Source organism: Thioclava pacifica DSM 10166, from assembly GCF_000714535.1.
GTDB lineage: Bacteria > Pseudomonadota > Alphaproteobacteria > Rhodobacterales > Rhodobacteraceae > Thioclava > Thioclava pacifica.
Genome location: NZ_AUND01000038.1, coordinates 144,163 through 167,779, shown reverse-complemented (window position 1 = coordinate 167,779; position 23,617 = coordinate 144,163). Strand labels below are relative to the sequence as shown.

The 23,617-nt window shown below is 64.3% G+C and carries 25 protein-coding genes; 10 read left to right on the top strand and 15 right to left on the bottom strand.

Going from position 1 to position 23,617, the window contains the following annotated elements:
- Positions 1-9: 9 nt before the first annotated feature.
- Positions 10-1,236: an MFS transporter gene (locus tag TP2_RS14785; protein WP_038079073.1), complete on the top strand. Its 1,227-nt coding sequence runs from the start codon at positions 10-12 to the stop codon at positions 1,234-1,236.
- A gap of 189 nt (positions 1,237-1,425) precedes the next feature.
- On the opposite strand, the gene TP2_RS14780 is transcribed toward TP2_RS14785, so the two are convergent.
- Positions 1,426-1,926, bottom strand: coding sequence for an Lrp/AsnC family transcriptional regulator (locus TP2_RS14780; RefSeq protein ID WP_038079071.1), 501 nt, complete (start codon positions 1,924-1,926; stop codon positions 1,426-1,428).
- A gap of 167 nt (positions 1,927-2,093) precedes the next feature.
- On the opposite strand from TP2_RS14780, the gene trxB reads away from it, so the two are divergent.
- Both trxB and TP2_RS14770 read left to right on the top strand, forming a co-directional pair.
- On the top strand, positions 2,094-3,044 hold the full coding sequence (gene trxB, locus TP2_RS14775) for a thioredoxin-disulfide reductase (RefSeq protein ID WP_038079069.1): 951 nt from the start codon (positions 2,094-2,096) through the stop codon (positions 3,042-3,044).
- Positions 3,041-3,520 carry an RES family NAD+ phosphorylase gene (locus tag TP2_RS14770; protein WP_051692680.1) on the top strand — a complete coding sequence of 160 codons (480 nt, stop codon included), beginning with the start codon at positions 3,041-3,043 and terminating at the stop codon, positions 3,518-3,520. The genes trxB and TP2_RS14770 overlap by 4 nt, the downstream gene beginning before the upstream one ends.
- Positions 3,521-3,524: 4 nt before the next feature.
- Here the strand turns inward: TP2_RS14770 and TP2_RS14765 are convergent, their stop codons facing one another.
- The gene (locus tag TP2_RS14765) at positions 3,525-3,956 is read right to left on the bottom strand and encodes a hypothetical protein (protein ID WP_038079066.1); all 432 of its coding nucleotides are present in this window, start codon (positions 3,954-3,956) and stop codon (positions 3,525-3,527) included.
- A gap of 186 nt (positions 3,957-4,142) precedes the next feature.
- Here TP2_RS14765 and TP2_RS14760 point away from each other — a divergent pair, with 186 nt between their 5' ends.
- Positions 4,143-4,685, top strand: a complete 543-nt coding sequence (locus TP2_RS14760; protein ID WP_038079062.1) for a VOC family protein — start codon at positions 4,143-4,145, stop codon at positions 4,683-4,685.
- A gap of 2 nt (positions 4,686-4,687) precedes the next feature.
- On the opposite strand, the gene TP2_RS14755 is transcribed toward TP2_RS14760, so the two are convergent.
- From TP2_RS14755 to TP2_RS14720, 8 genes are all read right to left on the bottom strand, one after another.
- Positions 4,688-5,737 (bottom strand): threonine aldolase family protein, encoded by a 1,050-nt coding sequence (locus tag TP2_RS14755; RefSeq protein ID WP_038079060.1) that lies wholly within the window; start codon positions 5,735-5,737, stop codon positions 4,688-4,690.
- Positions 5,734-6,183, bottom strand: a complete 450-nt coding sequence (locus TP2_RS14750) for a YcgN family cysteine cluster protein (RefSeq protein ID WP_038079182.1) — start codon at positions 6,181-6,183, stop codon at positions 5,734-5,736. The genes TP2_RS14755 and TP2_RS14750 overlap by 4 nt, the downstream gene beginning before the upstream one ends.
- A 220-nt stretch (positions 6,184-6,403) precedes the next feature.
- Positions 6,404-7,339 (bottom strand): bifunctional riboflavin kinase/FAD synthetase, encoded by a 936-nt coding sequence (locus TP2_RS14745; protein ID WP_038079058.1) that lies wholly within the window; start codon positions 7,337-7,339, stop codon positions 6,404-6,406.
- A 29-nt stretch (positions 7,340-7,368) separates the two neighbouring features.
- Positions 7,369-7,812, bottom strand: a complete 444-nt coding sequence (locus TP2_RS14740; RefSeq protein ID WP_038079180.1) for a MaoC family dehydratase — start codon at positions 7,810-7,812, stop codon at positions 7,369-7,371.
- Positions 7,813-7,947: 135 nt separating this feature from the next.
- Positions 7,948-8,826 carry a TIGR01459 family HAD-type hydrolase gene (locus TP2_RS14735; RefSeq protein WP_038079056.1) on the bottom strand — a complete coding sequence of 293 codons (879 nt, stop codon included), beginning with the start codon at positions 8,824-8,826 and terminating at the stop codon, positions 7,948-7,950.
- 113 nt (positions 8,827-8,939) lie between these two features.
- Positions 8,940-9,797 carry a CpsD/CapB family tyrosine-protein kinase gene (locus TP2_RS14730; protein ID WP_051692678.1) on the bottom strand — a complete coding sequence of 286 codons (858 nt, stop codon included), beginning with the start codon at positions 9,795-9,797 and terminating at the stop codon, positions 8,940-8,942.
- A gap of 14 nt (positions 9,798-9,811) precedes the next feature.
- Complete coding sequence (locus tag TP2_RS14725; protein WP_038079054.1) at positions 9,812-11,320, bottom strand: GumC family protein; 1,509 nt, start codon at positions 11,318-11,320, stop codon at positions 9,812-9,814.
- On the bottom strand, positions 11,320-12,216 hold the full coding sequence (locus TP2_RS14720; protein WP_169739545.1) for an ExeA family protein: 897 nt from the start codon (positions 12,214-12,216) through the stop codon (positions 11,320-11,322). The genes TP2_RS14725 and TP2_RS14720 overlap by 1 nt, the downstream gene beginning before the upstream one ends.
- Positions 12,217-12,447: 231 nt before the next feature.
- Here TP2_RS14720 and TP2_RS14715 point away from each other — a divergent pair, with 231 nt between their 5' ends.
- Together TP2_RS14715 and xrtD are read left to right on the top strand one after the other, a co-directional pair.
- Complete coding sequence (locus tag TP2_RS14715) at positions 12,448-14,892, top strand: tetratricopeptide repeat protein (protein WP_038079053.1); 2,445 nt, start codon at positions 12,448-12,450, stop codon at positions 14,890-14,892.
- 143 nt (positions 14,893-15,035) lie between these two features.
- Positions 15,036-16,616 (top strand): VPLPA-CTERM-specific exosortase XrtD, encoded by a 1,581-nt coding sequence (gene xrtD, locus TP2_RS14710; protein WP_038079051.1) that lies wholly within the window; start codon positions 15,036-15,038, stop codon positions 16,614-16,616.
- A gap of 33 nt (positions 16,617-16,649) precedes the next feature.
- Here the strand turns inward: xrtD and TP2_RS14705 are convergent, their stop codons facing one another.
- Entirely contained in the window at positions 16,650-16,871 is a 222-nt protein-coding gene (locus TP2_RS14705) for a hypothetical protein (protein ID WP_157617145.1), read from the bottom strand.
- Positions 16,872-17,129: 258 nt separating this feature from the next.
- Positions 17,130-18,326, bottom strand: coding sequence for a glycosyltransferase family 4 protein (locus TP2_RS14700; RefSeq protein ID WP_038079048.1), 1,197 nt, complete (start codon positions 18,324-18,326; stop codon positions 17,130-17,132).
- Between the two features lie 131 nt (positions 18,327-18,457).
- Between TP2_RS14700 and TP2_RS14695 the strand changes: the two genes are divergently transcribed.
- Complete coding sequence (locus TP2_RS14695) at positions 18,458-19,228, top strand: metallophosphoesterase family protein (protein WP_038079046.1); 771 nt, start codon at positions 18,458-18,460, stop codon at positions 19,226-19,228.
- 49 nt (positions 19,229-19,277) lie between these two features.
- Here TP2_RS14695 and TP2_RS14690 read toward each other — a convergent pair whose 3' ends face one another.
- Positions 19,278-19,964 (bottom strand): sugar transferase, encoded by a 687-nt coding sequence (locus tag TP2_RS14690; protein ID WP_084714341.1) that lies wholly within the window; start codon positions 19,962-19,964, stop codon positions 19,278-19,280.
- Positions 19,965-20,336: 372 nt separating this feature from the next.
- Here TP2_RS14690 and TP2_RS14685 point away from each other — a divergent pair, with 372 nt between their 5' ends.
- The gene (locus tag TP2_RS14685; RefSeq protein WP_038079043.1) at positions 20,337-20,651 is read left to right on the top strand and encodes a TM2 domain-containing protein; all 315 of its coding nucleotides are present in this window, start codon (positions 20,337-20,339) and stop codon (positions 20,649-20,651) included.
- Here TP2_RS14685 and TP2_RS14680 read toward each other — a convergent pair whose 3' ends face one another.
- Positions 20,652-21,467 (bottom strand): heme-dependent oxidative N-demethylase family protein, encoded by an 816-nt coding sequence (locus TP2_RS14680; RefSeq protein WP_038079173.1) that lies wholly within the window; start codon positions 21,465-21,467, stop codon positions 20,652-20,654.
- A gap of 59 nt (positions 21,468-21,526) precedes the next feature.
- Positions 21,527-21,931, bottom strand: a complete 405-nt coding sequence (locus TP2_RS14675) for a DUF6314 family protein (RefSeq protein WP_038079041.1) — start codon at positions 21,929-21,931, stop codon at positions 21,527-21,529.
- Positions 21,932-22,004: 73 nt separating this feature from the next.
- Between TP2_RS14675 and purB the strand changes: the two genes are divergently transcribed.
- Together purB and TP2_RS18565 are read left to right on the top strand one after the other, a co-directional pair.
- Positions 22,005-23,309, top strand: coding sequence for an adenylosuccinate lyase (purB, locus tag TP2_RS14670; protein ID WP_038079039.1), 1,305 nt, complete (start codon positions 22,005-22,007; stop codon positions 23,307-23,309).
- Positions 23,310-23,397: 88 nt separating this feature from the next.
- A complete protein-coding gene (locus TP2_RS18565) occupies positions 23,398-23,550 on the top strand; it encodes a hypothetical protein (RefSeq protein WP_157617144.1) in 153 nt (50 codons plus the stop codon).
- Positions 23,551-23,617 lie beyond the last annotated feature (67 nt).

The window sequence follows — 23,617 nt, the reverse complement described above, 5'->3', positions numbered from 1 at the left end:
CAAGCGGTTATGAGCGATATTACCTCCCCCCAGGATTTCCCGCGCGAGAAGCGCAACACCATCGTCCTCGTGCTCGCCCAGGCCCTTCTCGGCGCGCAGATGCCGATGATTTTCACCGTTGGGGGATTGGCAGGCCAGATGCTCGCGCCGAATCCCTGTTTCGCGACGCTGCCGCTGTCGCTGATCGTGCTGGGATCGGTGCTCTCCGCACAGCCGATGTCGGAATTCATGAGCGCTTACGGACGCCGCGCGGGGTTTATTCTGTCCAACGCCGCCGGCGCGACGGGGGCGGCGGTCGCGGCCTACGCGCTCTATATCGGTTCCTTCTGGATCTTCATGGGCGGCTCTTTCCTGACCGGCGTCTACATGTCGGCCCAGGGCTTCTACCGTTTCGCCGCGACCGACACCGCGCGCCCCGAGTTTCAGGCCAAGGCGATCTCCTATGTGCTGGCAGGCGGGCTCGTCGCGGCCATCATCGGCCCACAACTGGTGAAGGTCACGAGCCAAGCGATGCTCGTGCCCTTCATGGCGACCTATCTGGTGATCATCGCAATCAACGCGATGGGCCCATTTCTTTTCGCCTTCCTCGATATTCCCGCTCCGGGGCGGCGCAAGAAGCACGAACATCACGAGGGCCGCACACGGCGCGAGCTGCTCAAAGACCCGGTGATCGTGGTTGCGATGATCTGCGGCATGGTCTCCTACGCACTGATGAATCTGGTGATGACCTCGACACCGCTTGCGGTCGTGGGCTGCGGGTTCGAAGAAGGGGATGCGGCCAATATCGTTTCGGCCCACGTGCTCGCGATGTATCTGCCGAGCTTCTTCACCGGCCACCTGATCGCGCGCTTTGGCAAGGAGATGATCGTGGGCACCGGCCTCGTGATCCTCGCGGCCTCGGGGGCCGTGGCGCTGACCGGGGTCGATCTCGAGAAATTCTACCTCGCCCTGGTCCTGCTTGGTCTGGGATGGAATTTCGGCTTCATCGGCTCGACCGCAATGCTCGCCTCGGCTCATGAACCCTCCGAGCGCGGCCATGTACAGGGGATGAACGATTTCGTCGTCTTCGGCGGCGTCTTCCTCGCCTCGCTATCGTCGGGCGGACTGATGAACTGCGCTCAGGGCGGCAATGCGCAGGCAGGCTGGCAGGCCGTCAACCTCGCGATGCTACCCTTCCTGACGCTCGCGGGCGCCGCGCTGATCTGGCTGGTGATGCGCCCGAAAGAGACACGCTGAGAGCGAGATATATCCGGAAAATTGGGGGCGCTGCCCCCTCGGGCTTCGCCCTCACCCCCGGGATATTTGACGCAGTTGGAAAAAGAGAGCCCTCTGGCTCCAACTGCTTGAAATATCCCGGGGAGGGAATTCGCATAGCGAAGGGAGGGGCGGCGCCCCTCCGGCAACGGGTCTAACCTGGAAAGAGCCTCAGGCGAGTTTGGAGATACGCTCTTCGAGCACGTCGAAGGGAACGCCGGGATCGTCCTTCGCGCAGCGGATCACGAGGCTCGTCTTGACGCTCGCGACGTTGTCTGCCGCGGTCAGCTCGCCGGTAAGGAAGCTCTGGAAGCTCGACAGGTCCGGCGCCACGCATTTCAGCACGAAATCGATCTCGCCATTGAGCATGTGGCATTCACGCACGAGCGGCCAGTCGCGGCAGCGCGCTTCGAAGGCAGAGAGGTCCGACTCGGCCTGGGAATGGAGGCGCACCATCGCGAAGACCTGGACCTCGAAGCCCAGTTCGCGCGGATTCACATCGGCATGGTAGCCACGGATATAGCCTGCCTCCTCCAGCGTGCGCACGCGGCGCAGGCAGGGCGGGGCCGAAATGCCCACACGCTTGGCCAGCTCGACATTGGTCATCCGACCATCGGCCTGCAATTCGGCGAGGATCTTGCGGTCGATGTCGTCGAGCCGGGAGGTGGGCATTTGAAACTTTCCTTCGTGACTTGCTGCGGAACTTACCTGCGGGCGTCAGGTTGCGCAATAATATTTCGCGCCAGATGCCGCAAGAGCAATTCGCCGCAGCAAGCGGGGGCTTTTCGCCGCGGCGCGCGCCGATTATATCCGACTGGCAGATTTCAAAGGAGGCGGGCATGTCCGAGACGAAGAAAACCAAGGTTCTGATCATCGGCTCCGGCCCCGCGGGCTACACGGCCGCCGTCTATGCCTCGCGCGCCATGCTCGAGCCGGTTCTGGTGCAGGGTATGCAGCCGGGTGGCCAGCTGACGATCACTACCGAGGTTGAGAACTGGCCCGGCGAGAGCGAGATCCAGGGCCCCGACCTGATGGTGAAGATGGAAGAGCACGCTCGTGCGATGGGCGCCGAGATCATCATGGACATGATTACCGATCTCGACACCTCCAAGCGCCCCTTCATCGCCAAGGGCGATTCGGGCACCACCTACGAGGCCTCGGCGGTGATCCTCGCGACGGGTGCGCAGGCGAAATGGCTCGGCATTCCCTCGGAAGAGAAGTTCAAGGGCTTCGGCGTCTCGGCCTGTGCCACCTGCGACGGGTTCTTCTATCGCGGCAAGGAGGTCGTGGTGATCGGCGGCGGCAACACCGCCGTGGAAGAGGCGCTGTTCCTGACCAATTTCGCCTCGAAGGTGACGCTGGTGCATCGCCGCGACAGCCTGCGTTCGGAGAAGATCCTGCAAGACCGTCTGTTCAAGAACCCCAAGGTCGAGATCGAGTGGAACCACACGGTCGAGGAGATCCTCGGCACCGAAGCACCGCTGGGCGTGACCGGCGTGCGGGTGAAATCGACCGTGGACGGGACCGAGAAGGTCATCCCGTGCGACGGCTTCTTCGTCGCGATCGGCCACGCGCCCTCGTCGGAGCTGGTGAAGGACACGCTCAAGATGCAGCAGGGCGGCTATGTCTGGGTGGAGCCGGGCTCGACCCGGACCTCGGTGCCCGGGATCTTCGCGGCCGGTGATCTGACCGATCACACCTATCGTCAGGCGGTCACCTCTGCGGGCATGGGCTGCATGGCCGCGCTCGATGCCGAACGCTGGCTGGCCGAGCAGGGCGAAGCCGAGTGATCCCTTTTCACGGCACGGTCTGGCGGATCCTCTTCGCCGACCGCGCCGAGGATGCGCTTGAACCGGCCCGCCACCCGGAGGGCCGGTTTCATCATTCCGGGCAGGCGGCGCTTTATGCCTCGCTGAGTGCGGAGGGCGCGGCTGTGGCGCTTCGGCGGTATGTGCGCGCAGCCGATCCGCCCCGCGTGATCGTTCCCCTACGGATAGACACCGCGCGGATGGTCGATCTGCGCGGCACGCCTGATCAGGCTGCGGCCTCGGTCGTTTGGCAGGGCGGGCGCAAGGCGGGCGCGCCCTCGCCGACCTGGGTCTTCTCGGATCGCGCGCGATCGGACGGGGCGCAGGGGCTGATCTACGCCTCGCGTTCGCGGCCCGAGTTGAGCCATCTGGTGCTTTTCGAGATCCCACGCGACACGGTCGCGCAAGCCGGGGCCGCGATCCCGTGGCAGCCGCCCTACCCTGTTTCGAACATTTGAGTGTTCAGGTCAGGGCAAACCGCTGCACGCCGCGTGCGAGTTGCGGCTGGACCCGCGCGATCTGCTGCAGACCCAACGCAAAACCAACCACGAGCGTCGCGTTGAGCGCGGGCGTGCTGATCAGCAAGGACGCCACCGCCGGGATCTGCGCGGCCACGAGCGCGAGCCCCAGACGCGACAGGGCGGTGAAAGCGATGAACCGGCTCAGCCCCGGCAGGAAAGCCAAGATGACCGCCGCGCTAAGACCGACGCCAAGCGCATAAAGACAACCCGCAAACAGCCAGAGCGGCATCGCTCCGATATCCAGCGCGATATGGCTATAGAAAAGACAGCCCGAGAGCCCTGCCATCGCCGCAAGCGCCAGAACGCGCCGCGACAGAGCCGGGAGCGAGCCGACGGCGGGCAGCACGAAAGGGTTGGCGAGACGCATCATCATGGTCACAGCCTTACGCGCGAAGGGGACGCGGGCGTGACCCAATTGGGGCGATTTTCCGGCCCCCGGCCCGAAACCCCAAGAAGCTTCGTGCATGCGCGTACTCTCTAGCCAGGTCTCGTTTGCGTGACAGGTCATTGAGAGTTGATCTAGCGCGGTTATCTATCAGGGAAAGCAAGGAGGGTGCCGATGCGCTGGCGCGGGCTCAATCGCGTCGAGGTCTCGGTGCTCGATTACGAGACTTCCATCGCCTTCTATGACGCGATGTTCGGTTGGCTTGGTTACAAGAGTTTCTGGACGCTCGATATCGGCTATCGCTCGACCTATTACATGGCCCGTTTCCCGATGCCGCATTCCTATATCGGCATCCAGCCCGCGCGCTCGGGCGAGAAGCTGGATCACGAGGCACGCGCGGTGGGCCTTCATCACATCGCGCTCTGGGCGAAATCGCGCGCCGAGGTGGATGCGTTTCACCGCGACTTCCTGATCCCGCGCGGATTGTCGGTCACGGATGCCCCGCAGGAATATTCCGTCTATGCGCCGGGCTATTACGCGGTGTTCTTCGACGATCCGATCAACGGCATCCATTGGGAGCTGGCGCATATCCCGCGCATTCCCGGGCTCGGGGCGATCCGGCGGTTCCGCGCAGCGCTGAAGGCCGCACAGGCGGAGCATCCGGAATGGGATGGGCCGCCCGAGAAGATCGCTTTTCGCGACCTTCCCGGGCGCTGAGATCAGGCGAGATGGCCGAGGAACGCGTCGATTTCCTCGGGCGTCGTCGCCCAGGAACAGACCAGACGTGCGGCCAGTGGTTCGTCTTCGGGACCGTCCAGCGATTGATCGAAGGGCCAGAGGTAATAATAGGCCCCGGCCTCGTTCGCGCGCTTATGCGCCCCGCGCGGGAAGCTCGCGAAGACCGCGTTGGCATCGGTGGGGTGGATCAGTTTCGCGCCCTCGACCTTGCTGATCCCTTCCGAGAGTTTCCGAGCCATTTCATTGGCATGGCGCGCGGTCTTCAACCAAAGATCATCGGCCAGATAAGCCTGCATCTGCGCCGCGAGGAAGCGGTGTTTGGAAAACAGATGCCCGCCGCGCTTACGGCGCAGCTCGAATTCCCAGGCGCGTTTGGGGTCAAAAATCACCACCGCCTCGACGCCCATGCAGCCGTTCTTAGTGCCGCCGAAGCTGAGCACATCGACGCCCGCTTTCCACGTCATCTCGGCAGGCGTGCAGCCGGCGGCGACCAGCGCATTGGCAAAGCGCGCCCCGTCCATATGCACCGGCAGGTGGAAACGCCGCGCGACATCCGTCAGCGCCGCGACCTCGGCGGGCGAATAGACGGCGCCGGCCTCGGTGGAGTTGGTGATCGAGACCATGCCGCGCTGGACATTGTGGATGCCGCCCCGGCCCGTATGCGCGATGGTGCGGGCCAGCAGATCCGGGTCCATCTTCGCATCCGGCCCGTCGACCAGAACCAGCTTCGATCCGTTCGTGTAGAACTCGGGCGCGCCGCATTCGTCTTCCTCGATATGGGCGTTGCGATGGCAGAAGATCGCGCCCCAGGGCTGGGTCAGCACCGCACAGGACAGCGCATTCGCCGCAGTTCCGGTCGCCACCAGATAGACGCGCGCTTCGGGGGCCTCGAAAATCTCGCGGATCTTGGCCTGCACGCCTTCCGTGATCGGGTCCGCGCCGTAGGAATGGACATGGCCCGCATTGGCGGCGGCGAGCCCTTCGAGAATGGCGGGATGCGCGCCGGAAGTGTTGTCGGAGGCAAAATTCATGAGAGGTCCTCGATCGTGTATTGGTCCCATTCGTCTTCGGGCACCTCGAATTCGGGCACGGTCCAGCCGCGCACGCTCTCGCCTGCCTCGTGGACGCTCTCGCGCGAGCCCGAGATCAGGTAGTGCCACTCGGGCAGGTCCTCGCCCTCGAAGCGCAGCCGATAAGCGCAGGTCGCGGGCATCCAATAGGCGATCTTGTTGATCGACTTCGGGGTCAGCGTCACGCATTCGGGGACAAATTGGTGGCGAATGTCATATTGCGTGCAGCGGCAGGTCTCGCCATCGAGCAGCCGGCAGGCGACGCGGGTGAAGACCACCTCGCCCGTATCCTCGTATTCGAGCTTGTTCAGGCAGCATTTGCCGCAGCCGTCGCACAGCGCCTCCCATTCGGGGGTGGTGAGCTTTTTCAGCGGCAGCTTCCAGAATTCGGGGCGCAGTTTGGTCATGGCGCGGAAAATGGGGCAGCGGCGGCGAAATGGAAAGGGGGGATCGGCGGATCGTGAGCGGATCTGCGATTTGATCATGGCGGGGAGGGCCGCGCCCGACCTGGGGAGGGCGTTCGCGCGTTGCGTGGTCTGCGCTTTATGGCGTCACATCCGGGCGACATTCGTGCGTGCACCGGAGCTGGTCGCCCAAGGCGGATCGCTCGAATGGCAGCCCTCGCCCCTACTCCGCCAAGATCTCCCGCGCCTTCGCGCAATCGGCATCCATCTGCGCCACCAGCGCGGCGAGGCTGTCGAACTTCATCTCGGGGCGCAGATATTCAACCAGCGCGACCGAGACATGTTCGCCATAGAGGTCGCCTTTGAAGTCGAAAATAAAGGTCTCGAGATTGGGGGTGTTCTCACCAAACATCGGGCGAACGCCGAGGCTCGCAGCACCAAGGTAATTGCCTTGATGCGGGCCGGTCAGCACGTCGAACTTCACCGCATAGACACCGAGTTTCGGCAGGTGCAGCCCCGCCACCGACATATTCGCGGTCGGATAACCAAGGTCGCGCCCGCGCTTGTCGCCGTGCAGCACCGCGCCGTCGATGCGGTGCAAGTGGCCCAGCATCTTCGCGGCATCCTCCGGACGGCCCTCGGCGAGAGCGGCACGAATGGCCGTCGACGACGCCTCGACCCCCTCGACATGCAGAAGCGGCGCGATCGTGACTTCGAACCCGTAGGTCCGGCCCAGCTCGACCAGCATCGCGGCGTCGCCCTCGCGCCCCTTGCCGAAGCGGAAATCTCCGCCCACCGCGACATGGGTCACGCCGAGCCCCTCGGCCAAAACCTCGCGGGCGAAAGCCTCGGCGGTCATGTCGGCGAGCGTCTCATTGAAAGGCAGTTCGTAAAGCACATCGATGCCAAGCTTGGCGAGCCGATTGGCACGCGACTCGGGGCTCATCAGGCGAAAGGGCGGCAAGGTCTTGCCAGCGCGGGCGGCAAAGAACTCGCGTGGATGGGGCTCGAACGTGATGACACCGAGCGGCGCGCCGCGGCCCCGCGCCTGATCGATCACCGACTGGTGGCCGAGATGGATGCCATCGAAATTGCCCATGGCGACAGAAGCGCCACGGGCAGCAGCATCAAGCGATGTCCAAGAGGTTACGCGCTTCATCACCCCGCCCTCCGGCGGGGCCCGCCGGGTCAGTCGAACTTCCGCGAGGGCGCCAGAACCAGCGCCTCGCCCTTCACGACCACCGTATCGCCCACCGCGCAATGGGTTTCAAGCGTGACACGGCGGCGCGCATGATCGATCGCGGTCACCTTCACCTCGGCATAGACCACATCGCCGGGGCGCACGGGCGCCATGAACTTGAGCGACTGGCCCAGATAAACCGTGCCGTGACCCGGAAGCTGTTCGCCGATCACCGCAGAGATCAGGCCCGCGGTCAGCATGCCGTGGGCGATTCGACCCTCGAAGATCGTGTCCTGGGCGTAGTCGTCATCCAGGTGCACGGGGTTATGGTCGGTCGAGACCTCGGCGAACATCTCGATATCGCGGTCGGTCACCTGCTTGCGCAGATAACGAACCATGCCGATTTCCAGATCTTCGATGCAGATCGTGCCACGGGGCATATTGTCGAGCATATCCATAAGTCCCTGCCGGAAGTTCATGTTGCGCTGCGGCATAGCACATGCAGCAGCGCACAGGCAAGATGCCTGCGCAACTTTTTTACCCGAACAGGCTTAAAGGCGCAACAAAGTTGCCCTTAGACTTTTGGCTTAACGCAGGGTGCCGATCGTATAGAGCGGATCCTGCTGGCGCGCGCCGAGCCAGCCACGCAGCAACTCGGGATCGGGGTTGTCCCGGTCAGGGCCGAACTGGTCATGCGCCAGACCACCGGTCACGAAGAGACAATCGATCCCCTCGCCGGCAGCCCCCGGCACATCGGTATTGATCCCGTCACCCACCGCAAGAATGCGCGCATCGTCAACGCCCCCGAGCCGTGCCAGCTTGCGCCGCGCCAGATCGTAGATCGGCGGATGGGGCTTGCCGAAATACATCGCGTCGCCGCCCATCTCCTCATAAAGCGCCGCGAGTGCGCCCGCGCAGTAGATACGCTTTTCGCCCATATCGACGACGATATCTGGATTGGCACAGAGCATCGGCAGCTCGCGCGTCTTCGCGAGCAGGAATTTCGGACGGTAATCCTCGGGCACTTCGGTGTCTTCGTCGAAGGGTCCGGTGCAGACGATCCCCTCGGCTTCCTCAAAATCGACGCGGGTGATCTCGGCCTGCCCCTGCCATTCCTCCGGAATTTCGGTGAAGAAGCCATCATCTTTCGTGGGGCCCAGATGCCAGACCTTCTTGCCCACCGCGCCCGCGAACATCGCATCCTGCGCGGCATCGCCCGAAGACACGACAAGATCATAGGCATCGCGCGGGCAGCCCATCCGGTCGAGCGCCTCGATGACGAATTTCGCCGGGCGCGGCGCGTTGGTCAGAAGCACCACCTTGCCGCCCTGCGCGCGAAAGCCCTGAAGGGCCGCGACCGCCTCGGGAAAGGGGGCCACGCCATTGTGCAGGCAGCCCCAGAGGTCGCAGAACAGCGCGTCATAAGGTTTCGAAATCTCGGCAAGCGATTGGATGGTGCGGGTCATGGCAGCCTTTCGGATCAGGGTTTGGCGCATGGGTCACGGCGCGGCCGGGCTCGGCCGGGGACGCCTTACCGGGGCTATATGGCACGGGCATGACGGAAGGCAAAGGGGGGCCCTCAGCCCGCGTGTTCCTCGCCATATCCATAGCCGTAGCCATAGCCATATTCGGGCCCCGAGAAACGGAACTTGTTGACGACGACGCCCATCACATTGGTACGCTCGGCCAGTTCGCGCTCGCAGATATCGATCTCCTTGATCGTCGTCTCCTCGGTCGCGGCGATGATCAGCACGCAATCGACATGGGCCGCGAGCGCCAGCGTATCGTCGCTGACCAGAACCGGAGCGGTATCGAAGATGATCAGGTCGGGTCGGTAGATCGCCTCGATGCGCTTGAGCGCCTCGCCGGAGGTCTTCGACTGGATCAGTTCGGCCGGACGCGCTACGGGCTTGGTATTGAGCCCAAGCGCCAGGTTCGGCCCCACCCGCAAAGCGTGATCGGAGAACTCGGCACGTCCCGCGAAGACCTCCGAGACCTGCGGCCCCGTTTCGATATCGAGCAACTTCGCCAGAGAGGGGCGCCGCAAATCAGCTTCGAGCAGGATCGGGTAAATCTCCTCCTGGCGCGCGAGGCTGAAGGCCAGATTGAGCGCGATGGTGGATTTACCGCAGCCCGCTGACGGCGAGGTGATCGCCAGGCGCGTCCAGCCATTCGTCCGCATCTGTTGCAAGATCTTGGTGCGCAGCATGTCGAAGGGGCCAGCCTCCGCCCCACCCTCGCGCGCCACGACCCGCTTGGTGCGCAGGCTGACCGGGCTCGGCTCGAGCGGCGAGAGTGCGGCCCACGCCGCACCGGCGGGTCCGGCACGCAGCGTCATCGCCTGCGGCGCCGCGTTCAGCGGACGCGGGTCCGGCCCACCCTGCCCCATCCGGGCCGCCCGGGCCTTGGCGATCGCATCGCGAATTCTCTCGGCCATCTGCCCTTCCCTTCTCAGAAGATCCGGTCGAGCGGCATGTAGAGCAGCCCGAAAAGAACAAGAACCACGATCAGAGCGCCAAGCACCATTCCCGAGGAAATCATGAATTGGCGCCGACGCAGCGCCAGATCGGCGGGCGTCGCGATATAGGGCAAGGTCGCGAAGGCGGTGATGCCCAGCTGGCGTTGCAGATCCTCGGGACGGCGGATACCGGGATTGAGGAGCTCGCGCCCGACGATCAGCAACAGCCCGAGGACGAAGCCTGCCCCGAAGCCCGCGATGGTGATCGTCTTGCGGTTGGGCTTGACCGGTTCGTTCGGCGCGACCGCCTGATCGATCACGGTCAGCTTTTCGCCCTTCGCCAGAGACTCGATCGTATCGCCGGTTTCGGCCACTGCGCGGGATTTCGTCGCGCGGCCGTACTGGTCGAGCAGGTTCTCGTGATCGCGTTGCAGCGCCTCGAGAGCGGCGGCATTTGCCGGAACCTTCGCGATCTCGGTCTGAAGCTGAGCCATCTGAACCTCGGCCGCCTCCTGACGGGCGCGGGCCGCAAACAGGTCGTTTTCAAGCGCGCGCAGCCGCTCTTCGAAAGCAGAAGCCGGTTTCGCGAGCGGCACCGAGGCGCCAGCGCCCAACTCCACGATCTGCGCCCCGAGCGCAGCGATGCGCGGATCGTCGGAGGGCAGCACCTGACGCAGCGCGTCCCGCTGCGCCTCGAGCCGGGCCAGATCTCGCTGTGCAGGGGGATAGATCGCGTCAAGATCGACCTCTTTGCCCGAGACCTCGCGGCGTCGGATCAGCCGGTCCTTCTGATCCTCGATTTCCTTGATCTGGTCTGCGAGTTGCGGCGCAGAGAGCTGAAGCGCCGCGAACTGATCGCGCAACACCGGCAAACGCTCCGGCAGGGCCGCGGAATTTTCCTGCTTGAACTGGAGGATCGCGGCGGAAGATTTCGCGAGTTCGGCATTCAGGCGGTCGACTTCGCGCGAGAAGAAATCGAGCGTGTCCCGCGCGGCTTTGGTGCGTATATCGGCATCTTCCTTGAGGATGCGCGTAACCAGTTCATTCGCCACCTGCGCGGCCCGCGTGGGCGAGCCCGCAATATAGGATACGGTCATGAAGGTTGCATTCTTTCGGTCGCCCCCGGAGCCCGCATCCTTCGTGATTTCGATCGAGAGATCATTGCTCAGCGCGCTGAAAACCGCGTCGACATCGCGCGCGCCCGAGGCTGTGAGAAGCCCCGGGTAAAGGTCCATCCGCCGCGCCATGTCGAGCAGGTTGTCGCGGGCCAGCACCCGCTTGCGGATCACCTGAAGTTTGGCATTGGTATCGGTCTGCACCGTCGAAGAGGCGAGCTGGTCGGGGATGCGTTCTCCCTCGACCACAAGCAGCGCATTGGCCTCATAGATCGGCGTGATCAGCCGCGCCACGACCAGCCCCGCCATCGTCCCGATCAGCGTGAGCAGGATCAGCCAGTGCAGACGACGCAGCAGAAGTGAGGCGTAAAAGCGCAGATCGCGCATCACGGCCTCCCGCGCGCAGCGAGATCCCCCTCGCCCCGCCCGGCCACCGCGCGCGGACGCTGGCGTTGGCTTTCGACGGGCAAGTAAAAGACATTGTCCTCGATCACCTTGTCGATGATCTCGGCGGTCACCTCGTCGGAGCGCGCGGAATAGGCATAGACCATCCCGAGATCGGCAAGTTGGTTCATCAGACGCGGGATGCCGCCGCAATAGGCATGCACCTTCTGCGAGGCTTCGGGCGTGAAGATCTGACGCGCCGCTCCGGCGACAGACAGGCGATGATCGATATAGGCCTGCGCACAATCGGCGGGCATCGGTCCGAGATGGAACCCCGAGGAGACCCGCTGCGCGAACTGGCGCAGCTCTGGTTTCGCGATCAGGTCGCGCAGCTCGGGCTGCCCCATCAGGATCAGCTGCACCAGCTCGTCCTTGTCGGCGTTGATATTGGTGATCATGCGCAGCTCCTCGAGCACCCCCGCATCGAGGTTTTGCGCCTCGTCGATCACCACCACCACGCGCCGACCGGCGGCATATTCCGAGATCAGGAATTGCTGGAAACGGTCGTAGATGAGAACGTAATCCTCGCCCGGCTCGATCCGCTGACCGAGCGAAAGCATGATCCAGCGGATCACATCCTCCCGACCGCCGCGCGCATTCGAGACCAGCGCCATCGTCACATCATCGGAGATCGAGGCCATCAGGTAGCGCAGCAGCGTCGTCTTGCCCGCGCCCACTTCCCCGGTGATCAGCGTGATCGGCGCGCGCGAGAACAGCCCGTATTCGAGCATCGTCACCGCGTGCCGATGCTCGGGCGACCAATAGATGAAATCGGGATCGGGCAGCAGCGAAAATGGCCGCTCCGCCAGTCCGAAGAATTCGGTGTAGATCTCATTCATGCCTGTATCCGGGCCTTTGGCCTCGTTCTGTTTTCGCCAGTGAACCGGAAATCTGCGCAAATCGCAACATTTCCCTGCCCAAAACCCCGCGCTGCGGCACATCTGTCGCAAGTTTTACCCGCCGATCCGCCGGCTGGACCCTGCGACTGCGCGAAAGCCTTTATCGAAGGGCGCAAAATCGGTAGACTACACGAAAGCGCCGCATAGAGCGCAATGAGCAGGCCAGAACAGATGTCTCAACCTTTTTCCGCGCGATCCGCAGCGCTTCTGCTTTGCGCAGGACTCGCACTCGCGGGCTGCAAGAGCAAGCAGGAGAAGGCCGAGGAATTCTACCGTTCGGCCGAAGCGCTCCTGGCGCAGGGCGATGTTCCGCGCGCGCTGGTCGAGCTGCGTAATGTCTTCGATTATGACGGCTCGCATCAGCAAGCGCGCAGGCTCTATGCAGATATTCTGCTGCAGCAAGGCCGCCTTCAGGAGGCCTATAGCCAATATCTGCGCCTGTCCGAGCAATATCCCGATCTCGCCGACATCCATCGCATTCTGGCCGAGCTATCGCTGCGCTCGGGCAACTTGACGGGTGCGCGCGATCAAACGCGTCGGACGCTTGAGCTGTTGCCCGACGATCCGGGTGCGCGGGCGGTTTCGGTGGCGCTGTCGCTGCGCGCGGCAATGGCACGGTCCGACCGGAGCGCCTACCCCGAAATCGCGCAGGAGGCCAAGCGGCTCACCGAAGAAGCCCCCGATGTGCCGACCGCCTGGCATGTGTTGATCGACGCGCGCAATGCGGCGGGCGATCGCGCGGGTGCGCTTGATGCGCTCGACGCAGCGCTTGCCCGCGAGCCGAAGCAATATCGCCTGCAAGTGCTGCGCCTCGAGCTACTCAGCGCGCTGAACCGGACCGACAAGATCGGCGCCCAGCTCGAGACGATGCAGAAGCTCTTTCCCGACGACCCCAAGACGCGCACGGCTCTCGTGGCCTGGTACGTGCTGCGCGACGATCCCGAGGGCGCGGCGCGTTTCCTGCGTCGGCTCGCCACCGATCCGCAAAGTCAGACCGAGGGATATGTCGACCTGGTGCGCTTCCTTGCCCGGGCACGCGGGGCAGAGGCTGCGGCGCGCGAACTCGATGCGCTGATCGCGGAGTCCCAGGGCAATCCCAATGAGGCGATCTTCACGGCAATGCGCGCCGACCTCGCGTTTCGTGCAGGCCGCAAGGAGGATGCGCTCGCGCGAATGAAGGCACTGCTGGCACACCTGCCCGAAGGTGAAGAGCGCGCCCGAATGCAGGTCGCCTATGCGCGAATGCTCGAGGCCGCAGGCGAGACCGGGGCGGCACGCACCGAGATCGAGACCGTGCTGACGGCCGACCCCCTCAACGTTCCCGCGCTGCAACAGCGTGCAAGCTGGGCCATCGCGAGCGACCATTTCGATACAGCCATCGTCGATCTGCGCACCGCACTGCAACAAGATCCGACCAATCCCGACACGCTCACCCTGATGGCCGAGGCCGATCTGCGCGAAGGCGCCCCCGATCTCGCGCGGGCGCGCTTTGCACAGGCCTATGAGGCCGCCAATCATGCTGCTCCTGAAGCGATCCGCTATGCCGATTTCCTGCTCTCGCAGGATCGGGGCAAGGCCGCAGGCGACCTGCTCGCCGAGGCTGCGCAGCGCAATCCCGGTTCTCCGGGCATCCTGCAACGTCAGGCCGATCTCGCGCTCAAGGACAATGACTGGCCCCAGGCGCATGCTATCGCCGATCAGCTTGCCGCGCTCGATCTGCCCGAGACCCAGGCGCTCGCGCAGTCGATCCGCGCGGCGATCCTGATGGGGCGCGGGCGCACCGACAACGCAATCGAGACGCTTAAATCTCTCGCCGACGCAAATGGCGGCGGGGATGCGGCGGTCGCGGCGGTGGTGCAGGCACAGATCGGGGCGGGACGCGCGGGGGCTGCGCGCGCCTATCTCGACGAACAGCTCGCGCAGCGCCCAGAAGATCGCGGGCTGCGAATGCTCTCGGCCAATCTCGCCGCGATGCTGGGTGATCCGCAGAGCGCCGAAGCGGGGCTGCGCGACCTCATGACCGAGGCGCCCGAAGACCCTGCTCCCGCGCGCCAGCTCTACCGGCTGCTGGCCGCGCAGGGCAAAGAAGCGGCGGCAGCGGAGGTGATTGCGGAGGCGTTGAAATCCGCGCCGCATGCCGATCCGCTGCTGTTGCTCTACCGAGCGCGGTCGGAAGAGAAATCCGGGGATTTCGACGCCGCCATTGCCACCTATGAAGATCTCTACGCGCGCGATAGCGGCGACCTGATCGTGGCCAACAATCTCGCGAGCCTGCTCAGCCAGCATCGCGACGACGAGGCCAGCCTCGAACGCGCCGCGCGCATCGCCAAACGCTTCCGCGAGCGGCCCGAACCGGCCTTCAAGGACACCTATGGCTGGGCGGAATACAGGCTCGGCGATTACAAGACCGCCAAACCGCTGCTGGCAGCGGCGGCGGCCGGGATGCCAGAGGTGGCGCTCGCGCAATATCACTACGCGATGGTGTTGGCGGCAACCGGTGCGCGCGACGACGCCGCGCGGGTGCTTGAACAGGCAATCGCGCTGGCAGGCGATGCTTTGCCCGCACAGATGGCCGATGCGCCCTCCACGCTCGCCAAACTTCGCGAAACGCGCTGAGCGGCTTAGCTCCACGATAGCGGGGGAAAAAGGGCACAGCTCGTCCCCGCCCCGACTTCACCCGCGCTTTGCGCTTTGGCTTTGCGCCCGTCGCGGGTAGCATGATCTCCAAGCGCCGCATCAGACGGCCAAGAGGCGAGCAGATGATCACGACGAGCACCTTTCCGGGACGGGTGCGCGCCCTGCCTTGGGGCGCGCTTGGCCTTATTGCGCTCGCCCTTATCTCCGCGCCGTTCTTCGCGATCGGTGTCGAGAGCCTCGCAGCGGCCTGGTCCACGCCGGAATATAGCCACGGACCGATCATCCCGCTGATCTCGCTCTATCTTTTTGCCCGTGAACTGCGCCACGCCCCCGCGCTGCCCGATGGCCCCACGCGCCGCTGGCCGGGGATCGCGGTGATCGGGCTCGGGCTTACGCTGGGCGCTTTCGGCACGCTCGCGCAGATCCCTGACATCGTGACCTACGCGCTGATCGTCTGGCTTCTGGGGGTCGTGCTGCTGGTGATGGGCTGGGAGGCGGGGCGACGGCACTGGAAGCCGGTGTTGCATCTGATCTTCATGCTGCCCTTGCCGCAGATCCTTTACTGGCGGTTGACGATCGCCTTGCAGACGATCTCCTCGGAGCTGGGCGTGGCCCTGGTGCGCGCAGTCGACATTCCGGTTTTTCTCGAAGGCAATGTGATCGACCTCGGCGTCTTCAAGCTTCAGGTGGCCGAGGCCTGTTCCGGGCTGCGCTACCTCTTTCCGATCCTGAGCTTTTCCTATCTCTTCGGGATCCTCTATCGCGGGCCCTTCTGGCACAAGGCGGTGCTCTTCGCGATGGCGGCGCCCCTCACCGTGGCGCTCAACAGCCTGCGGATCGGGGTGGTGGCGATCCTCGTCAATTCCTACGGGATCGGGCAGGCCGAGGGTTTTCTTCATGTCTTCGAGGGCTGGGTGATCTTCGGGGCCGCGATCGCGATCCTGAGCCTCGCCGCGATCGGCCTGCAACGGCTGACGCCGCGCCCGCTGCCGCTGGCCGAGGCGCTTGACCTCGACTATCGCCGCTTCGCGCCCGAGGCCCGGCGGTTGCTGAGCATCGCCCCCACGCGCGCCCTGTTCTTGGCGCTGGCGCTCAGCGCGCTGGCGACCGCCGCCTGGCTGAGCCTGCCACGGATGGGGAGCAGCCTGCCCGACCGCTTCGCCTTCGCGACCTTCCCCGGCCGGATCGGAGATTGGGAAGGGATGCGCTACCCGCTCACCCCCGAGATCGAGGATGTGCTGGGCGCGAGCGATTACCTCAACGCGGTCTATACCCATGTGGCGAGCGAAGCGCGGGTAAATCTTTTCGTTGCCTGGTATGCCGATCAGACGGGCGGCACGGGCATCCATTCGCCAGAGGTCTGCCTGCCTGCAGGCGGCTGGGAGGTCAGCGCCTTCACCCCGCACCGTATCGCTCTGCCCGGCCGCGCGCCTTTCGAGGTCAACCGCGCGATCATCGCGAAGGGGCTCAACCGGCAACTCGTCTATTACTGGTTCGACGAGCGCGGTGTAACGATGACGAGCGATTGGCGCGCAAAGCTCTCGGTGATCGTGGACGGGGTGACACGCGGGCGCACCGATGGGGCGCTGGTACGCTACGTGACGCCGCTGGCCGCGGGCGAAGATCCAAGCGCGGGCGATGCACGGCTGACCCGTTTCATCGGGAAGTCACTGCCAGTTCTAGGCGATTACATTCCTGACTGAGGAGGCCTGGGGCGTGTGCCCGGGACAACGGGATCAGGAGTCCAGTTGCGGCTTGCCGTCCCAGCACTTCGGAATCGGCTTACGCGTATCGAAGACAAGCGGACATCCCTCGGCGGCCCGGATTGCGGCATCGACGCGAGCATCGGCCATCGCCGGGGTCAGGCCGATTTCCAGCGCATGAATGACCGGGTCGTAATGCGAGCGGGAAGTAAGGTCGGGGGCGGCTGGCGAGATCTCACGTAGATCCCCCGCCATCGCCGCCCCCGCCGTCATGGCGCCGCAGAGAAGGGCAACAGCCCCGAAACCCTGTCTCTGTATAATCGCCATGTCAGCCCCCACGCGGAAAAACTTTAACCAGTTCGCTTCCTGTCCAATCGGCCGTCCCCGATATCGTATCAAGCGCGGCCCGTTCTTCGATTTGTGGCGCAAATAGGGCAGCAATCAAGCGGAATTTAGTTACGATTTTAAGGCTTTGTATCGCTTTCGGAAACAAACCGGCGTCCATAGCTCGGATTATTTCCTCATCTTGGAGAAAATGCGGTCATAGGCAGCCAGAAGCTGTTTGGCCGAGAAATCCCAAGACAGCGCCTCAAGCACTCTCTCGCGCCCCTTGCGACCCATCTCGCGCCCCGTTTCGGGGGTCTCGATCAGCGTCGCAATCCGGGCGGCGAAATCGCGCGGATCATTGGCGCGGGCATAAAGCGCCGCCTCGCCCGCCGAAGCGCGCCCTTCGGTCAGGTCGAACTGAACGAGCGGCTTTTCCAGCGTCATGTATTCCATGACCTTGTTCATGGTGGAGATGTCGTTCATCGCGTTCTTCGGATCAGGCGCGACACCGATATCGATCGCGTTCATCGCGGCGAGCATCGCGTCGCCGTAGAGCGGACCGGTGAAGGTGACGTAATCGCTCAGCCCGCGTGCCGCGACATCGGCCTCGACATTGGGCAGCTCGGGCCCGAAGCCCACGATTACCACATGCAGATCATCATGGCCGAGATCGCGGATCAGATGCTCCACGGCGGCGATGAGCAGATCCATGCCCTCCTGCTGGCCAATCACCCCGATATAGCCGAGCACGGTCTTCGCGCCCTTCCGATAGGCGGCATTGCCGGAACCGGGCAGAAATGTCTCGACGCGGGGCGCGGAGCGGACGACGAAGACATCCTCGGGCGCCATGCCGCCCCGTTCGATCGCGATGCGGCGGAAGCTCTCATTGGTGGCCATCGAGACAGAGGCGGTGGCGAAGGTGATCCGTTCCCAGATCCGCATCACCCACCACAGGAGGCCCTTCTTGTCGAATTTCGCCTCGAACAGCTCCGGGCAGACATCGTGGTGATCGAACATGTAGCGCACGCCCGACAGGCGATAGCGCCATGCAAGAAGCCAGATCAGATCGGGCGGATTGCAGCCCTGGATCACATCGAAGCCGCGCTCGCGTTTCACCACTTTCGCCAGCCGGAACCACGCCTTGATCGCATGCCAATATTCGCGCGCATAGGCCACCGCGCCCGAATGGGCCTCGGGTGGCGCGGGATGGCGATAGATATGGATGCCCTCGATCTCCTCGTAGGGCGCGTCCCAGCCGCGCCCCATCGGGCAGATCACCGACACCTCGTAGCCGGATGCGCGCAGCGTGGTCGCCTCCAGCCAGACACGCCGGTCGAGCGGCACGGGGAGGTTCTCCACCACGATCAGAATTCGTCTTGTCATCTGCCCTGTCCGCGCTGCCCGAGGGCGGTTTGCCGCCCATTTTGTCGTGAGCCCCTTTTTCTCGAGCCCTACGAGAGTTATGTCGCAGCCGGACGCGGGTTTCCAGCCCGCCGTGACCCGGAATTCCAGACATGTTGCGTTCACTACTCTCCCGCCTTTCGAAATCCGACGCGGCCCCCGACGGGTTCCCGCGCCCTGAGGCGCCGATCTGTCTGATCGGCGATATCCACGGGCGCGCGGATCTGCTGGGCGCGATGTTCGAGCGGATCGGTGCGGAACCCGAGGCGGGGCGTGCGCGCGTCGTAACGCTTGGCGACATGATCGACCGTGGACCGGACTCGGCGCGAGTGCTCGCGATGTTGCAGGCCGCGCAGATGGCCAATCCCGCGCGCATGGTCTGCCTGATGGGCAATCACGAGCGGATGCTGCTCAATTTCCTGATCTCGCCCGACCGCAACACGGTGCGTTGGCTGAATGTCGGGGGCGATGCGACCTTGCGCAGCTTCGGTCTGACCCCGCCCGATCCGGACCGGCCCGATCCCGACGCGCTCGATGCGCTGCGGATGGATCTCGCGCAAGCGATCGGGCCCGATCTTCTGGCGTGGCTCGACGCGCGGCCCGCGATGTGGCGCGAGGGGCAGATCGCGGCGACCCATGCGGGGGCAGACCCCTATCATCCGCTCGAACGGCAAAGCGCGGATGCGCTCCTCTGGGGCCATCCGCGTTTCGTCAGCGCGCCGCGCCGTGACGGCGTCTGGATCGCCTATGGGCATTGGGTTGTGGAACGGCCTTTCGCTGAAGCTGGCCGGATCGCGCTCGACACGGGCGCGTGTGAAACAGGCGTGCTCAGCGCGGCCTGGATCGACCGTAAGGGGCTTCGCTTCCTGCAAGTACAGGGCTGAAACGAAAAGCGCCCCGGTTGGGGCGCTTTGAGCGGCGAAGGTTTAGATCTCACTTCCCGGTCTGGCGCAGCACAACCGCGACCGTCATCACGCAGAGCCACAGGTCATTGCTCAGCGAGAGGCGCTTGTAATAGCGCTCGTCGTAGCGGACGCGGTCCACGAAGGCCGTGGTCGAGCGACCCGCCACCTGCCACAGGCCGGTGATGCCGGGGCGCATCCGGTAATAGGCGCGGCCCATCGCACCCCGATAGCACTCTTCCTGCTCTTCCATGAAGGGGCGCGGGCCGACGAGGCTCATCGAGCCGAACAGCACGTTGAAGAACTGCGGCAGCTCGTCGAGGCTGGTGCGGCGCAGGAACTGGCCGACGCGGGTGATGCGCGGGTCGTTCTCGAGCTTCTGGTTCACTTCCCATTCGCGGGCGATCGCGGGATCGGCGGCGCACATCCGCGCCAGCTCGGCCTCGGCATTGACGCGCATGGTACGCAGCTTGAAGCAGCGGAAGCTGCGGCCGCCCTGCCCGATCCGGGTCTGGGCGAAGAAGGCCGGGCCGCCATCGAGGCGCACGAGCAGCGCCAGCAGCGCCACGAGCGGCAGCAGGATCGGCAGGATCGCAATGACGGCGACGATATCGAAAAGGCGCTTGCCCAGACCTTCGTAACTGACGGCTGCCAGCGGAAGCGCCTTGGTGTTTGCCTGCGATTTCGCGAGCTCGAAATTGGTCGAAAGATCCGACATCCGCGTCCCCAAAACTCTGCCTCATACGCGGCACGATCTCGGCCACGTTTCGTTAACCGTGTTGTCGTGGGGAATTCGTCCGAGATTGTGACCAAAGCGGACAATTGTTGCGCCTCTTTCGGGTCCAATTGTCCGCCTCAAAAACACAATTTCTTGAGGATAACTAGTTAAGTCATTGTTTTTATTGCAACTCAACCGTGAGGTGAAACTTATTATTGAAACAATCTCGATCAAAGCGCCGATTCCCCCTGCCCTATTGTCGGGGCTCCGGAAACATCCCGAGAAGCGCTTCGGATCGCGATTTCACCCCAACCCCCTTGATCGGCCCGGATCGTTTCCCATATCGGATGCATAAATGTTATGGAGATTAACATGACCCGAGACGACAGTCGCGCCCTCTATATCGAGCAGCGCGTCGCCAATGAGAAGAAATCGGCGCTGGTGGGCTACCTGCTGTGGTTCCTGCTGCCGATGCTGGGCGTGCACCGGATGTATCTGGGCCGGGTCGGTTCGGGGCTCATCATGCTCATGCTTACGGGGATCGGCACGCTCTTCGCCCCGATCCTGATCGGGTATATCCCGCTCGCGCTGGTGGGGCTGTGGTGGCTCATCGACGCGCTTTTGATCCCGGGCATGATCAGCCAAGACATGGCCGAGACGCGCTGGCGGCTGATGCGCGAGGCCTGATCAGTCCGCGTGCCGGACGGGGTTCTCGGCCATCGCCTGCGCCTGCTCGGGCGTGAGATCCTCGCGCCGCACCACCTGCGTATGGATCGAGAACACCACGGCGCGGGTCTGCGGCAGCCGGAACAGGCATTGCCGCTCGACCCGGATATAAGGTGAGCCATCCGAGCCGTGGCTATATTCATATTCCGAGCGCGGATCGTGCAGATGCGCGTTTGACTGCGAGGCCGTCCCGCGCATCAGCCCCCGGCCCGGTTGCACCCCATCCATCAGGCGCTGCACCCGCTTGCCGAGATCGTCGGTATAGATCTCGATCGGCTCGTGGATGCGCATCATCGGGCGCATGAACTTCTCGCGCAGCGTCCAGCCCGAGGGAAAACACAACATCCCCCCGGTCAGCACATGCTCGGCATGGCCGAAGGTCTCGGGATCGGATTCCATCAGGCACAGGTCGCATTGCACGAGTCGGCCCAGCGTGCGCAGCGAGTCGGTGCGGTCGAGCGGAACAGTCACCCCGTCCGGTCGGGTCGCTTCATCCCCGTTCAGCGCAAACCCGAGCGGCGGCAGAAGCGGCAGAACCGTGTCGAACAGTTCCTCGGCCGCCGGGCGCGCATGGTCCGACAGCGCATAGACCAGATCGGGCTCTTGCGTGAGCAACCGGTCGCGCAGCGCCATCTGCGCCGCATAGGCGTCATCGACCTCGAACCAATCCTCGACGCTCACAGGGATCACGCCGGGCAGCCGCCGCGTGCGCGGGTCCACCCAGGGCGCGAAGCTCAGGCGCTTTTGCAGGATCGGAGGCAGGTCTAGGTCTTTCATCGCCGCGATGCTGCCCCGTCCCGCGCGCCGCGGCAAGAGCGATCGCAACAGACCTGCCTTTAGGCGGGCGCATAGTGCGAGATCATCTCGTAATCTTTGCGCGGCCCCTGCACCCTCCAGATCGCCCGCCAGTTCGGCCAGTCGCCGAACTCGTAGTGCACGCGGTAATCATCGGGCGCGCACCAATGCGCGGCCTCGGGCGAGAGCGGATCGAAGCTGTGAAACGGGCGGCCATCCTCGAAGGAGACCGCGATCTTGCCGCCCTCGGCGCGCCAGAAATAACTGCGCTCGGCGCGAAAGCTCTGTCCGGTCGGCAGGATCAGATCGCCCGCCTCGCGGTAATGCAAGCCCACCCCTTCCGAGGCAAAACACGCCACGCCCTCGAACCGCGCGCGATTGCCGTCCGAATGGGCGATCTGGCGCGTCAGCACCCAGTCTCCCTCGAAATCCGACAGTTGCGGCATCAGGCCTCCCTTGCCCCAAAGGCAGGTGCAGTCTAGAAGCCGCCTCAACCACCTGCAATCGAAGAGGCCGCCGATGATCCCGCGTTATGCCCGCAAAGAGATGGTCGACATCTGGGAACCCGCCACCAAGTTCAAGATCTGGTACGAGATCGAGGCCCATGCCTGCGACGCGCAAGCCGAGCTGGGCGTGATCCCGAAGGAAAACGCGGAGGCCGTCTGGAAGGCCAAGGATGTCGAGTTCGACGTGGACCGCATCGACGAGATCGAAGCCGTCACCAAGCATGACGTGATCGCCTTCCTGACGCATCTGGCCGAACATGTGGGCTCGGAAGAGGCCCGGTTCGTGCATCAGGGCATGACCTCCTCGGACGTGCTCGACACCTGCCTCAACGTGCAGCTCGTGCGCGCGGCCGACATCCTGCTGGCCGATATCGACAAGGTTCTGGCCGCGCTGAAAAAGCGTGCCTACGAGCATAAAGACACGATCCGTGTGGGCCGCTCGCACGGCATCCATGCCGAACCGACCACGATGGGCCTGACCTTCGCCCGCTTCTACGCCGAGATGGATCGCAACAAGAACCGTCTCGAAAAGGCGAAATGGGAAGTCGCGACCGGCGCGATCTCGGGCGCTGTCGGCACATTCGCCAATATCGACCCGGCGGTCGAAGAGCATGTCTGCAAGATGATGGGCCTGCGCCCCGAGCCGATCTCGACGCAGGTGATCCCGCGCGACCGCCACGCGATGTTCTTCGCGACGCTGGGCGTCATCGCGTCGTCGATCGAGAATGTCGCGATCGAGATCCGTCACATGCAGCGCACCGAAGTGCTCGAAGGCGCGGAGTTCTTCTCGATGGGCCAGAAGGGCTCGTCGGCGATGCCGCACAAGAAGAACCCGGTCCTGACCGAGAACCTCACCGGCCTCGCGCGTCTCGTGCGCATGACCGTCGTGCCCGCGATGGAGAACGTGGCGCTCTGGCACGAGCGTGACATCTCGCACAGCTCGGTCGAGCGCGGCATCGGCCCGGACGCCACGGTGACGCTCGATTTCGCGCTCAACCGCCTCGCCGGTGTCGTCGACAAGATGATCATCTACCCCGAAAACATGCTCGCGAACATGAACAAGTTCCCCGGCCTCGTGATGTCCCAGCGCGTGCTGCTGGCGCTGACGCAGGCGGGCGTGTCGCGCGAGGACGCCTATGCGATGGTGCAGCGCAACGCGCTCAAGGTCTGGGAAGACCGCGTCGATTTCCGCGAGCAGCTGCTCGCCGACAAGGATGTCGTGGCCGCGCTTGGTGTGGACGGGATCAACGAAAAATTCGACATGGGCTACCATACGAAGCATGTCGACACGATTTTCGCCCGCGTTTTCGGCGAATAACGAACCCGCGCGTCGCCTTTTGTCACCTGACTATAGGCGGCGCGCGCGATTCGGCTTACGCTGGGACATCTGCAAAGGGAGATTGCTGATGACCCGTACGATTATCGCAGCCGCCGTGCTGATCCTTGCCCCGCTCGCCGCAAGCGCCGAATGCCCGCGCGAGCATCAGGCCTCGATGTCCTGCCCGACCGGCCAGGTCTGGGACAAGGACGCCAAGTCCTGCGTCTTGCAATCGAGCTGATCGCTCAGACGGTAAGCCCGTCTTAACCGCCCCCGTGCCAAGCTGCCCCGATCCGACGATCTAAGGC

Excerpts from the sequence above, each read along its gene's own strand:
- TP2_RS14735 (WP_038079056.1), bottom strand. The coding sequence starts at position 8,826 with ATGACCCGCACCATCCAATCGCTTGCCGAGATTTCGAAACCTTATGAC.
- TP2_RS14690 (WP_084714341.1), bottom strand. The coding sequence starts at position 19,964 with ATGTCGGATCTTTCGACCAATTTCGAGCTCGCGAAATCGCAGGCAAAC.
- TP2_RS14780 (WP_038079071.1), bottom strand. The coding sequence starts at position 1,926 with ATGCCCACCTCCCGGCTCGACGACATCGACCGCAAGATCCTCGCCGAA.
- TP2_RS14715 (WP_038079053.1), top strand. The coding sequence starts at position 12,448 with ATGTCTCAACCTTTTTCCGCGCGATCCGCAGCGCTTCTGCTTTGCGCA.
- TP2_RS14720 (WP_169739545.1), bottom strand. The coding sequence starts at position 12,216 with ATGAATGAGATCTACACCGAATTCTTCGGACTGGCGGAGCGGCCATTT.
- TP2_RS14750 (WP_038079182.1), bottom strand. The coding sequence starts at position 6,183 with ATGACCAAACTGCGCCCCGAATTCTGGAAGCTGCCGCTGAAAAAGCTC.
- TP2_RS14700 (WP_038079048.1), bottom strand. The coding sequence starts at position 18,326 with ATGACAAGACGAATTCTGATCGTGGTGGAGAACCTCCCCGTGCCGCTC.
- TP2_RS14745 (WP_038079058.1), bottom strand. The coding sequence starts at position 7,339 with ATGAAGCGCGTAACCTCTTGGACATCGCTTGATGCTGCTGCCCGTGGC.
- TP2_RS14785 (WP_038079073.1), top strand. The coding sequence starts at position 10 with ATGAGCGATATTACCTCCCCCCAGGATTTCCCGCGCGAGAAGCGCAAC.
- TP2_RS14680 (WP_038079173.1), bottom strand. The coding sequence starts at position 21,467 with ATGAAAGACCTAGACCTGCCTCCGATCCTGCAAAAGCGCCTGAGCTTC.
- TP2_RS14730 (WP_051692678.1), bottom strand. The coding sequence starts at position 9,797 with ATGGCCGAGAGAATTCGCGATGCGATCGCCAAGGCCCGGGCGGCCCGG.
- TP2_RS14755 (WP_038079060.1), bottom strand. The coding sequence starts at position 5,737 with ATGAATTTTGCCTCCGACAACACTTCCGGCGCGCATCCCGCCATTCTC.
- TP2_RS14725 (WP_038079054.1), bottom strand. The coding sequence starts at position 11,320 with ATGCGCGATCTGCGCTTTTACGCCTCACTTCTGCTGCGTCGTCTGCAC.
- trxB (WP_038079069.1), top strand. The coding sequence starts at position 2,094 with ATGTCCGAGACGAAGAAAACCAAGGTTCTGATCATCGGCTCCGGCCCC.
- TP2_RS14765 (WP_038079066.1), bottom strand. The coding sequence starts at position 3,956 with ATGATGATGCGTCTCGCCAACCCTTTCGTGCTGCCCGCCGTCGGCTCG.
- TP2_RS14675 (WP_038079041.1), bottom strand. The coding sequence starts at position 21,931 with ATGCCGCAACTGTCGGATTTCGAGGGAGACTGGGTGCTGACGCGCCAG.
- purB (WP_038079039.1), top strand. The coding sequence starts at position 22,005 with ATGATCCCGCGTTATGCCCGCAAAGAGATGGTCGACATCTGGGAACCC.
- TP2_RS14685 (WP_038079043.1), top strand. The coding sequence starts at position 20,337 with ATGACCCGAGACGACAGTCGCGCCCTCTATATCGAGCAGCGCGTCGCC.
- TP2_RS18565 (WP_157617144.1), top strand. The coding sequence starts at position 23,398 with ATGACCCGTACGATTATCGCAGCCGCCGTGCTGATCCTTGCCCCGCTC.
- TP2_RS14740 (WP_038079180.1), bottom strand. The coding sequence starts at position 7,812 with ATGCTCGACAATATGCCCCGTGGCACGATCTGCATCGAAGATCTGGAA.
- TP2_RS14695 (WP_038079046.1), top strand. The coding sequence starts at position 18,458 with ATGTTGCGTTCACTACTCTCCCGCCTTTCGAAATCCGACGCGGCCCCC.
- TP2_RS14760 (WP_038079062.1), top strand. The coding sequence starts at position 4,143 with ATGCGCTGGCGCGGGCTCAATCGCGTCGAGGTCTCGGTGCTCGATTAC.
- TP2_RS14705 (WP_157617145.1), bottom strand. The coding sequence starts at position 16,871 with ATGGCGGGGGATCTACGTGAGATCTCGCCAGCCGCCCCCGACCTTACT.
- xrtD (WP_038079051.1), top strand. The coding sequence starts at position 15,036 with ATGATCACGACGAGCACCTTTCCGGGACGGGTGCGCGCCCTGCCTTGG.